Genomic DNA, 11415 nt, shown 5'->3' with positions numbered 1-11415 from the left:
ACTTTTCGAATTAATTTCATAGGTTATTGAATTTATTGAGTATTTTAGGAAATGCCATGGCAAGATATCAATCAGAATTCACCCAGTTCTTAGGCGAACTGAAGTCCGAGAAACCCCATCTTGAGGCTGACCAACAAGCGGGTCGCGCCCTACTCTGGGACAAGGAGCCATTGAGCGTTGAAGACCAACGTCGCGCCAAGGCCGCCAAATTAAAGCAACGCGCCTACGTTTATTCGAATGACTGAGCCAAACACTCAGCCAATGTCAGATTTGCTCGACAGCACCCCGTCGGTTACCGATGGGATGTCGTCAGCATTTGCCAAGTTGTATGGTGAGCCACTTTTTAAGCTCCCTACCGATCTTTACATCCCACCCGATGCTTTAGAAGTTTTTCTGGAGGCCTTTGAAGGCCCTCTCGATTTATTGCTGTATTTAATTCGCAAACAAAACTTCAATGTCTTAGATATTCCAATGGCGCAGGTAACCCAACAGTACCTGAGCTACATTGATCAAATTCGTCATCACAATCTTGAGCTAGCTGCCGAATATCTCTTAATGGCCGCAATGTTGATTGAAATTAAATCACGCATGCTGCTGCCAATGAAAAAAGCAGACAGCGAAGAAGAAGTGGAAGATCCACGTGCAGAATTGGTACGTCGCTTGCTCGAGTATGAGCGCATGAAGTTAGCCGCTCAAGAATTGGATCAAATTCCCCAGCAGGGTCGCGATTTCCAAGTGGCACATGGCTTTGTGGACACCACAGTCGCCATCACTTGGCCAGAGGTTAATCTCGATGACCTGCAAATGGCGTGGCGCGATGTTCTCCACCGCGCCAAACTCAATCAACACCATACGATTACCCGCGAAGAGCTTTCGGTGCGTGACTTTATGACGCGTATTTTGCGTCGCCTTCAAAGCACACGCTTTGTTGAGTTTGGAGAGTTGTTTGAAGATGCCATCAAGTCTGGCAAAGGCATTCCCGTTGTGATCGTCAACTTTATTGCGATGCTGGAACTCTCTCGCGAAGCCTTGGTAGAAATTACTCAGGCCGAGCCTTATGCGCCAATCTATGTGCGTCTCGCCTATACCCCGGTTGCATGAAAATTATTAGCGACATTCAGGAACTGCGCGATCACTTGCGCGGGCAAAATCGTGCTTCCTTTGTCCCAACCATGGGCAACTTGCATGAAGGTCACCTCTCCCTCATGCGTTTAGCAAGACAACATGGTGACCCTGTCGTTGCCAGCATCTTTGTGAACCGCCTACAGTTTGGCCCTAATGAAGATTTCGATAGCTACCCACGCACCATGCAGGCCGATATCGAGAAGCTGGAAAAGGAAGGGGTTTACATCCTATTTGCACCTACCGAGCGAGATCTCTATCCGCAGCCGCAGGAGTATCGCGTAGATCCACCGCAGCAACTGGGTGATATCCTGGAAGGTGAGTTCCGCCCTGGCTTCTTTAAAGGTGTTTGTACGGTTGTCTTGAAATTATTTTCTTGTGTACAGCCCAAGGTAGCCGTATTTGGCAAAAAAGATTACCAACAGCTCATGATTATTCGCCAAATGGCGAAGCAATTTTCCTTGCCAGTTGAGATTATTCCTGGTGAAACCATTCGCGCCGATGATGGTTTAGCCCTATCTTCGCGCAACGGCTATCTCTCTGCAGAAGAGCGTGCAGAAGCTCCACAATTACAAAGAGCATTGCAAGAAGTTCGTGAACGTGTGCTGCAACTTAAAGATCGTAATAGCCAATCTCTATCCGAGATCGAAAAAGCCGCTGTTGCCTCTCTTGCTAGCCGTGGCTGGAAACCAGACTACATCGCAATTCGTCAGCAAAGCAATTTGGCGCCTGCTTCCAATGAAAATTTGCAGGCTGGCGAGTCCTTGGTAATCCTCACCGCAGCCAAGCTTGGCAACACTCGCTTAATCGATAACTTAGAGATTTAAAGAAGTTATCTTGGGAGTTTAATCATCCCAAGGAAATCGCTCTCGAGATAACTGTTCCATGATTTCGCGCTTACTCAGCGCAGGATTTCTTGAATGGTCAATCTTTTGATCTGATGCAGACTCACTTTGATCTAACTGTGAATCTTCCACCTTTGAGGATGAAGCATTCTCTACTTTTTCCGCAGAGGATGGAGTTGATTCATTCATCATGGAATGATTTACAGAGCGAAGAACTGGCCTACTTGCAGATTTAATTCTTTTGCCAATTCAGCTCCAGTCACCTTACCAGCAGTACCTTTTGCCTTGAGCACTTCAATCTGCCCACCATGGCAGGTCACAAAGAAGGAATCTAAGGTGATATTGGTAATTTCACCCGATTTACCTTGCACGGCGCCAAAAGTTGCAGCCACGTGCTTATGGCAATCATAGATCTGCACCTTTTGCTCGCCAAACTTGGTCCAAGCACCTGGTGCAGGATTGCACGCGCGAATCAAGTTGTAGATCTGACTGATATGCGTTGCCCAATGAATCTGTGCGGCGTTTGTATCAAACCAACCTTCGTAATTAGCCTGGGACTCATCTTGAACCAGTTCTTGATGCTTGCCCGCCACCACTAAATCAGCAGCCTCTAATAGCGCTTTGATGCCAATCGGGAATAAATGATCAAAGTAGATCTTTCCTAATGTGTCATCAGGACCAATCGCTACCTCTTTTTGCAAAATGACTTCGCCTTCATCCAAGCCATCAGATGGACGGAAGATAGTTAAACCCGTTTTTTCCTCACCCAATGCGATAGCCCAATTGATTGCGCTTGGGCCACGATACTTTGGCAAGAGAGATGGGTGATATTGGATCGTACCGTGCTTAGGAATTTTGACTAATTCTTGTGGCACAAACTGCAAAACATAAGCCATGACGCAAATATCCGCTTGGCTATCGATCATGGCCTGAGCGGCTTCCGGGCTCTTTAAGGAGGCAAATTGCAAGGGGTTCAATCCCCTTGCGAGCGCAGCTTCTTTTAAAACCTCAGGCTTGCTTGACTTGGGATTATCCGGTGGGCAGAAAATGGCAACCACTTGGTCGCCACGATCCAAAAAGGCCTCTAATGCAGCCTTACCAAAATCTGCACTCCCAATCAACGCAATCCGCATCTTAGATCACCTTATCGTGACGCAATGCGATCAACTCATCCGTTGAGTAACCAAGCTCACTGAGAATTTCATCAGTATGTTCACCCAACAATGGTGATCGTTCTACTTCCGTTGGACTATCAGATAACTTAATCGGATTACCGACAGTTAAGTATTTGCCACGAATTGGGTGATCTACTTCAACCACAGTCCCAGTAGCACGCAATGCAGGCTCTTCAGCAATTTCTTTCATCGACAGAATTGGGCCGCATGGGATGTCGTATTTATTCAATACATCCATCACCTCAAACTTCGTCATGGTCATGGTCCATTTTTCGATCTCACCGAAAATTTCCATTAAGTGTGGCAAGCGTGCCATTGGGGATGCAAAACGGACATCCGTAATCCAATCTTCACGACCAATCACTTTGCAGATGGCTTCCCAAACTGGAGCCTGAACAATGACATACATATAGGCATTAGGATCAGTTTCCCAGCCCTTACATTTAACAATCCAACCAGGCTGACCACCGCCAGAGGCATTGCCAGCGCGGGGTACAGAGTCACCAAACTCGCCATTTGGGAACTGTGGATATTCCTGCATGAGGCCAACGCGCTCAAGGCGCTGCTGGTCACGCAACTTCACGCGACACAAGTTCAATACAGCATCTTGCATGGCAGCCAATACTTTTTGACCGCGACCAGAGTGAGTGCGCTGATACAGAGCCGTAACAATACCGAGAGCCAAATGCAAGCCAGTACCGCTGTCACCAATTTGTGCACCAGTCACCATTGGAGGCCCATCATCAAAACCAGTAGTAGATGCAGAACCGCCAGCACACTGCGCTACGTTCTCATATACCTTGCAATCTTCGTATGGTCCAGGACCAAAACCCTTCACAGAGGCCATGATCATCATCGGATTAAGTTCTTGAATACGCTCCCAAGAAAAGCCCATACGATCTAACGCGCCAGGTGCAAAGTTTTCCACTAGAACGTCGCACTCTTTAATGAGGCGCTCGAGAATTTCTTTACCCTTTTGGGTTTTGGTATTAACAGTGATTGAACGCTTGTTATGGTTCAACATTGTGAAATACAAGCTGTCAGCATCCGGAATATCACGCAACTGACCGCGGGTTGCATCGCCTTCGCCAGATTTTTCTACCTTGATCACATCCGCACCAAACCAAGCCAGTAACTGAGTACAGGTTGGCCCTGATTGAACGTGCGTAAAGTCGAGGATTTTGACCCCTTCTAGTGCTTTTGCCATGATTTAAGTCCTAATAAGAATGAAAATTTTGAATTGAAGCAATTTTACCAGCGGGGAATTCTGGAAAAAGGATAATGCCCAATTTTTGGGCACAGGCTCCATTCAAGCCTTATAGAGACTATATGCGGCTAGGACTGGGGGTTTTCAAGGTCAGAGAGGCGCTTTTTGAGGGCCCGCTCCTCCGCAAAACGGGCTGTCTCATCCCGAATGATCGCCACTACTCCATTGGCCTGATGATTTGCGTCAAAAAGCATGCCCACTGTAAAGGCAATAGACAGCGTGCTGCCATCTTGATGTTTTGCGGGGACCTTCAATAAAGAAGTGCCATAGCGAGTGGTGCCCGTTTGCATTGAGTGACTGTAGCCCTCATTGTGTTTTTGGCGCTGACGCTCTGGAACAATTAAATCTAAAGTATTACCCAAGGCCTCGGCCTCTGAATATCCAAAGATGCGAGTAGCCGCTGGATTCCACAAAATAATTTTTTCATTGGCATTGGCAACAATCACAGCATCGCCAACGCACTCTATTAATTGATGCAAATCGACATTTGTATTCATATGTTCAGTCTATAGCAGTTTTAATCTGAATTTTTACAAGGCATTCAGTTATTAGGGAATAAAAAAGGCGCCCACTAGGAGCGCCTTCAAATCAACAGCGATGTTTATCGTTATTAAACTGCTTTAGCTGCATGCAACTTGGCGATGTCATCAGCGCTGTAACCGAGATCAGCCAACACTTCATCAGTGTGCTCACCCAATACAGGAGATGGCTTCACTTCGATTTCCAAGTCAGAGAACTTAATTGGGCTGCCGATAGTCAAATACTTGCCACGTACTTTGTGGTCAACTTCAACAATCGAACCGCTCTTACGCAAGTCTGGTGAGTTTGCCAATTCCTTCATAGAGAGAACTGGTGCACAAGGAATATCGAACTTGCGGAGGATATCCACAGCTTCGTACTTAGTCTTGTCTTTGAGCCAATCTTCAATGGTTGCGAAGATATCGAAAATCTTATCTTGACGAGCTTCTGCAGTCATGTAAGCAGGATCTGTTGCCCATTCTGGTTTGCCCAAAGCCTTAGTGATTGGCTCCCAAGCGTGACCTTGAATAGTGAAGTAGATGTATGCGTTAGGATCAGTTTCCCAGCCCTTACACTTCAATACCCAACCTGGCTGACCGCCACCACCAGCGTTACCGCCACGTGGAACTACGTCAGTGAATGAACCGTGTGGGTATTGTGGATACTCTTCTAAGTAACCAACCTTATCCAAACGTTGTTGATCGCGCAACTTCACGCGGCACAAGTTCAATACAGCGTCTTGCATGGAGCATGATACTTTTTGACCTTTACCAGTCTTAGCGCGCTGCATCAAAGCAGTCAAAATACCAATTGCCAAGTGCATACCAGTATTAGAGTCACCCAAAGCAGCAGCAGAAACTGTTGGAGGACCATCCCAGAAACCAGTAGTAGAAGCAGCACCACCAGCACACTGAGCAACGTTCTCATACACCTTCAGATCTTCATATGAGTGGCCATCGCTAAAGCCTTTTACAGAAGCCATGATCATCTTTGGGTTCAATTCTTGAATACGCTTCCAAGAGAATCCCATACGATCCAAGGCTCCAGGACCAAAGTTCTCAACCATTACGTCTGAAGTTTTGATCATCTTCTCTAAAACTTCCTTACCTTCGGCAGTCTTAGTATCGAGTGTCAATGAACGCTTATTGCCGTTGAGCATTGTGAAGTACAAAGCATCAGCGCCTGGAACGTCGCGCAATTGGCTACGAGTAACGTCGCCAGCACCTGGACGCTCAACTTTGATCACGTCTGCGCCATACCAAGCCAACAACTGAGTACATGCAGGACCTGCTTGTACGTGTGTGAAGTCAATAATACGAATACCGTCTAATGGTTTAGTCATGTTTGTTTCTCCTTAAGTCTTTCTTGTTTGCTTCTAAATTAATCTGGAATTACTTCTTAGCGGCTGCAGTAGATGGGTTTAAGTTCGTTAAACGTCCACTCTCAGTACCTGCGGTTTCATCAATAACAGCATTGATGAGGGCTGGTTTACCGGCAGCAATTGCTTCTGTTAAGGCTGCTTCCAATTCTGCTGGGGTAGTCACGTAATAACCCACTCCACCAAATGCTTCAATCATCTTGTCGTAACGCGCATCTTTTACGAATACAGTTGGGGCAACATCAGCACCGCCAGTAGGATTCTTATCGGTACCACGGTATACGCCGTTGTTATTAAATACAACGGTAGTGATTGGGAGGTTGTAACGGCAAACGGTTTCGAGTTCCATGCCGCTAAAGCCAAACGCGCTATCACCCTCAACTGCCACTGTTGGCAGGCCGCTGATGACCGCCGCACCAATCGAATAACCCATACCAATACCCATAATGCCCCAAGTACCGGAGTCAAAACGCTTACGCGGTTTGTACATATCGACGATGGCACGGCAGTAATCCAAGGTATTAGCACCTTCGTTTACTAAGTTCACATCAGGGTTCTTCTTGATCACATCACGAATTACACGCAGTGCGCCATGGAAGTTCATTGGACTTGCTTCTTTGGCCAATGTTTCGGCCATCTTGGCCATGTTCTTATCTTTTTTCTCATTGATTGCAGCAATCCACTCAGCGCTTGGCTTAGGCACTGATGCAATACCCTTCAAGAGTTCGCTCACGCATGAACCAACATCACCAATCAATGGAGCAGCAATTTGTACGTTGCTATCCACTTCATTTGCTTGAATGTCGATCTGGATAAATTTCTTAGACTCTTTACCCCAAGTCTTACCCTTACCATGTGCAAGCAACCAGTTCAAACGCGCACCAACCAACAACACTGCATCGGCTTCAGCCAATACAAATGAGCGTGCTGCAGAAGCCGACTGTGGGTGGTTATCTGGTAACAAACCTTTGGCCATCGACATAGGCAAGTAAGGAATGCCGGATTTTTCAACCAGATCACGAATCTCTTTATCAGCCTGTGCATAAGCAGCACCTTTACCCAGGAGAATCAATGGGCGCTTAGCACCTTTGAGCACATCTAATGCACGCGCTACCGCATCAGCGGCTGGGATTTGACGTGGTACTGGATCGATTACCTTGAAGATGGATTTCTTCGCCTCTTCAACCGGCATGGTTTGAGATAGCAGCTGGGCTGGCAAATCTAAATACACGCCGCCTGGACGACCAGAAACGGCAGCACGAATGGCACGCGCAAAACCAATGCCGATGTCTTCAATATGATTAATACGATAAGCGGCTTTGCAATAAGGTTTAGCAGCATTAAGCTGATCCATCTCTTCGTAGTCGCCTTGTTGCAAGTCAACGATTTCACGTTCGCTTGAACCAGAAATCAAAATCATTGGAAAACAGTTCACAGTGGCATTAGCCAATGCAGTTAAACCGTTCAAGAAGCCTGGCGCAGAAACGGTCATGCAAATACCAGGCTTTTGTGTCATGTAACCTGCGATCGCAGCAGCGTTACCAGCGTGTTGCTCATGACGGAAGCCAATAAAACGCAAACCTTCAGCTTGAGCCAAACGGCATAAGTCAGTAATTGGAATACCAACCAGACCGAAAATCGTATTGAGGTCATTCGCTTTCAGAGCGTCAATAACGAGGTGAAAGCCATCTGTTAATTGGGTGTTTTGATTGTCTGTTGTCATAATTTTTTGATGTGAATTGCGAAAAGGCCCTGATAAGGGCTAAAGCAATTTAGCTTGCGCTATCGTCTCCAATAAAGTTATTAATCGCACTGCAGGTTTTACGTCCTGCTTTGGCTGAGATGAATATTAGGCTTGGGGTGGGGGTTCATCATTGACTTCGGTCAATTTCCCTCTAAATCCTGTAATTACAGGGGTACCCAAGCCTAAATAAAGAGCTCTTTATGCTTGGTTTTGAGGCGGCTCAGGGTCTCAGGGGAGAGATTGAGGTAGGCGGCCAACTCCTTTTTGGGAAGCAGCTCAAAAAGGTCCTCGTACTTGCGCAAAAAGCGCTCTACACGACCGGGAGCGTCCAACATATGGAGTGTAATGGTGTGGGCCATGATCTCGCTCATGAGACGCATTACCTCAAACTCAAAGCTTTCTTTGAGGGGCTTGTGCTCTTCCAAAAATTCCGCCCATTTTTTGAGGGGCATCCGAGCCACACGGGCCTTGGTGACACAGGCAATACTGTAAGGAGCAGCGGTTTTCAGGCGCCAGGCAGCATAGCTGGTCTCAATGTCTTTTTCGATTGCAAACCGCAGGATCATCTCTTTGGCATCTGCGCTGGAAACAATCCGCTTGAGAATTCCGTCCAGCACAAAATACTGCTCCATTTGGTGATCACCTTGGTGCAGCAGTATTTCTGATTTCTTAAGGTCGGAGATCTCTAAATGGCGCTCCAATTCAGCCATTGCAGCCACATCAAGGCTTTTCAGCACGGAGTTTTGGCTCAACTGAAGGCGAATCAGGTTTTTTTCGGGATGCTTATCTAATACGGTCATGAATCCTTAATCCTAGACCTCATATTGTAGGCTTTTTTGCACCAAAAACCCGACTTGAGGTCAAAGCGTCCTCCGGATGGACTAGAATTGCCAGGTCGTGGTGCTTTATTGCAGTGCAATAAAGTTAAACGGGAAACACTAAACGTGTGCTGCCCCCGCAACGGTAAGTAAATACCTCCTAAGGAGCAATCCAAAGGGGTCAGGAATCTGAGAATGCCACTGTGCTGTCATTTGCATGGGAAGGCCAGATTCTGACATTTACTAGCCCGGATACCGGCCAAGACAGGTGGAATTTTGCGGACGGGGATCTTCGCGCGCCGATGACAGCGCCCTATCTTGCGATCTGACGCCAAATTGACGCCTAAGCTCCTGCACAAAAAATTCTGTTCGACCCAGCTAACGGGGAAGTTAGATGGGTATTCGATCACAGAAAGTTTGAAATGAAACAGCAGTTGAAGTCAAAGCAAATTGCCCAAATTTGCGCCAGTGTATTTTTCCTCAGTAATTCGCTTGTTGCGCTTGCGCAAAATTCTCAATCGACAGTCATCGTCACTGGTTCAAGATTTGAAGAAAATCTGAATGAAGTGCCAGCTAATGTCAAAGTTATCACCCGCGATGAAATTGCCAGCTCCACCTCGAGCAATATTCCAGATGTGTTGTCACAGATTGGTGGTCTGAATGTTCGTAGCTTAAATCCAGGACAACTCAATTTAGATGCCACGGTAGATATGGGTGGTTACGGCGCTACCGCCAACAGCACCACCCTGATCTTGATTGATGGCCAACGGCTTAACCCCATTGATTCTGCTGGGGTCAATTGGGAATCCATTCCAATAGACTCTATTGAGCGCATTGAAGTGCTGCAAGGCGGCGCCAGCGTTCAGTATGGTAACGGCGCAGTTGGCGGCGTAATCAACATCATTACTAACGGCAATAATGCAAAGCTCAATCAGGCCAGCGTGATGTATGGCAGCTATGGAACACTGATCAACAATGCCATTTTGCGAGATAGTTTTGAAGATACAACCTATCAACTCACCGCCAACACATCCAACACCCAAGGTTGGCGACAAAACTCTGCAGCTAATGCGTATTCATTTGATGCCAAGGTAACGCAAAAGTTAGGCGGGATCGATCGCGTTTATACAGACCTTTTTTATGCGTACACAAATGCACAAAATCCTGGTGGCGTTGTTGGCCAAGTAGGTCAAGGAGATCCGCAAGCAGCAAAATTTAATAACATTGGATCGAATACGACCACCGATAATGTCGGCGTTCGCTTTGGTGGAACCAAAGGACTTGGAGAAACTTCCATTGCAGAGTTGGATGGTTTTTACACCAATAAGACGGTATTTTTTGCCAATCCCTATTGGGATACGCAAACTGCCTATAACGTTGGCAACTCATGGCAGGTACCCAGCAGCAGCAAATTATCTGGCTGGCAGTTCAATCTCTCGCCACGGATCAAGGCTGGCCTGGGTTCATTTGGTAGCGGGATTTTTGGGTATGAATTTAATAAAGGTGCTCAGGGGTCAACCGATACCTATGGAGCGACCCAACAAGATTTCTTAAATACTAATTTTTACATCGCCAATCCAAATGGTCTGAATCACGATATTCAGAATGCGTCCATCGTCAATCAATCGGTCTACGGAATTTTGAAACTCCCTATTACCAATGGATTAAGTCTAGATGGTGGCGCAAGACATCAAACGCAGCAAGCTAACACGTACGATTCAAATATCTTTTCACCAAACGGATCGGTCAATAACAGTCAAACCTATTCAGCCAATGCTGGCGATATCGCATTCAATATGAATTATGCAAAAGACCAAAAGATCTACGTCAAATGGAATCAGTCCTATCGCTTTCCGAATATCGATGAATTCTGGGGCTTTAATGCTGAGGGGAACCGAGTATTTAATGGCATCCTACGCCCTCAGACCGCTCAAACCTATGAGCTAGGCGGCAATTGGATGCTCAATAGTTTGCGTGTGAATGGCTCTATCTTTTCCTCTGTTTCTCAAAACGAGATTACTTACAACCCATCTACTGGCTATAACTACAACTCCCCCTACAACATCAACCGCAAAGGTGTGGTTGTAGATTCATCAACCAATCTCACGAACAAACTCACCGTTGCTGGTGGTGGTAAATATCAAAAATCTTTCTATGCTGATGGCCCCTACTCTGGCAATGAGATTCCGCTAACGCCAAATTTATTGCTCAATGCCCGGGCTAGCTACCTGATTGATATGAATTGGTCATTTGGGGGTGTTGTCAATTACGTTAGCAACCAGCATTACGATGCCAGCCCAAGTTACTACAACGCGCTTGCCGTCATGCCTTCCTACACCGTAGGGGATGTATACCTGGCCTACAAATTAGGTGGTTTTGACGCCAAATTCACCATTAAAAACGTTGGAAATGCCACTTATGCCACCTACGGGGGCTATGGAACCATCAGCACCGCAGATGGGGCTGGCGCAAAAAGCTATTACTACTACCCTAGCGATAGACGCTCTTATTTCATCACCACTAAATATACGTTCTAGAGGGCTGCAG

11 protein-coding genes and 1 riboswitch are annotated in these 11415 nt (G+C 46.6%); of the genes, 4 read left to right on the top strand and 7 right to left on the bottom strand.

Going from position 1 to position 11415, the window contains the following annotated elements:
• Positions 1–56 precede the first annotated feature (56 nt).
• The 3 genes from ICN24_RS06905 to panC are packed head-to-tail and all read left to right on the top strand — an operon-like array spanning position 57 to position 1949.
• Entirely contained in the window at positions 57–245 is a 189-nt protein-coding gene (locus tag ICN24_RS06905) for a DUF3460 family protein (RefSeq protein WP_216222413.1), read from the top strand.
• Entirely contained in the window at positions 238–1101 is an 864-nt protein-coding gene (locus ICN24_RS06900) for a ScpA family protein (RefSeq protein WP_216222412.1), read from the top strand. The genes ICN24_RS06905 and ICN24_RS06900 overlap by 8 nt, the downstream gene beginning before the upstream one ends.
• A complete protein-coding gene (panC, locus tag ICN24_RS06895) occupies positions 1098–1949 on the top strand; it encodes a pantoate--beta-alanine ligase (RefSeq protein WP_216222411.1) in 852 nt (283 codons plus the stop codon). Before ICN24_RS06900 ends, panC begins: the two co-directional genes overlap by 4 nt.
• A gap of 18 nt (positions 1950–1967) precedes the next feature.
• Here panC and ICN24_RS06890 read toward each other — a convergent pair whose 3' ends face one another.
• The 7 genes from ICN24_RS06890 to ICN24_RS06860 all read right to left on the bottom strand — a co-directional run bounded on the left by ICN24_RS06890 (position 1968) and on the right by ICN24_RS06860 (position 8850).
• Positions 1968–2159 (bottom strand): hypothetical protein, encoded by a 192-nt coding sequence (locus ICN24_RS06890; RefSeq protein ID WP_216222410.1) that lies wholly within the window; start codon positions 2157–2159, stop codon positions 1968–1970.
• Positions 2160–2167: 8 nt separating this feature from the next.
• Positions 2168–3100 carry a methionyl-tRNA formyltransferase gene (locus tag ICN24_RS06885; RefSeq protein WP_216222409.1) on the bottom strand — a complete coding sequence of 311 codons (933 nt, stop codon included), beginning with the start codon at positions 3098–3100 and terminating at the stop codon, positions 2168–2170.
• Between the two features lies 1 nt (position 3101).
• Entirely contained in the window at positions 3102–4349 is a 1248-nt protein-coding gene (gene frc / locus ICN24_RS06880; protein WP_216222408.1) for a formyl-CoA transferase, read from the bottom strand.
• A 128-nt stretch (positions 4350–4477) separates the two neighbouring features.
• Complete coding sequence (locus ICN24_RS06875) at positions 4478–4906, bottom strand: PAS domain S-box protein (protein WP_216222407.1); 429 nt, start codon at positions 4904–4906, stop codon at positions 4478–4480.
• A gap of 113 nt (positions 4907–5019) precedes the next feature.
• Complete coding sequence (gene frc, locus ICN24_RS06870; RefSeq protein ID WP_216222406.1) at positions 5020–6270, bottom strand: formyl-CoA transferase; 1251 nt, start codon at positions 6268–6270, stop codon at positions 5020–5022.
• 49 nt (positions 6271–6319) lie between these two features.
• Positions 6320–8029 carry an oxalyl-CoA decarboxylase gene (gene oxc / locus ICN24_RS06865; protein ID WP_216222404.1) on the bottom strand — a complete coding sequence of 570 codons (1710 nt, stop codon included), beginning with the start codon at positions 8027–8029 and terminating at the stop codon, positions 6320–6322.
• A 203-nt stretch (positions 8030–8232) separates the two neighbouring features.
• A complete protein-coding gene (locus tag ICN24_RS06860; RefSeq protein WP_216222402.1) occupies positions 8233–8850 on the bottom strand; it encodes a Crp/Fnr family transcriptional regulator in 618 nt (205 codons plus the stop codon).
• Positions 8851–8931: 81 nt separating this feature from the next.
• Positions 8932–9147: riboswitch (cobalamin riboswitch) on the top strand.
• Positions 9148–9290: 143 nt separating this feature from the next.
• On the opposite strand from ICN24_RS06860, the gene ICN24_RS06855 reads away from it, so the two are divergent.
• Positions 9291–11405 carry a TonB-dependent receptor gene (locus ICN24_RS06855; RefSeq protein WP_216222401.1) on the top strand — a complete coding sequence of 705 codons (2115 nt, stop codon included), beginning with the start codon at positions 9291–9293 and terminating at the stop codon, positions 11403–11405.
• The last annotated feature ends 10 nt before the right edge of the window (positions 11406–11415 follow it).

The organism is Polynucleobacter sp. UK-Kesae-W10, assembly GCF_018881575.1.
Lineage (GTDB): Bacteria > Pseudomonadota > Gammaproteobacteria > Burkholderiales > Burkholderiaceae > Polynucleobacter.
The sequence above is the reverse complement of the archived record's forward strand: the minus strand, read 5'-3'. Positions and strand labels throughout refer to the sequence as shown.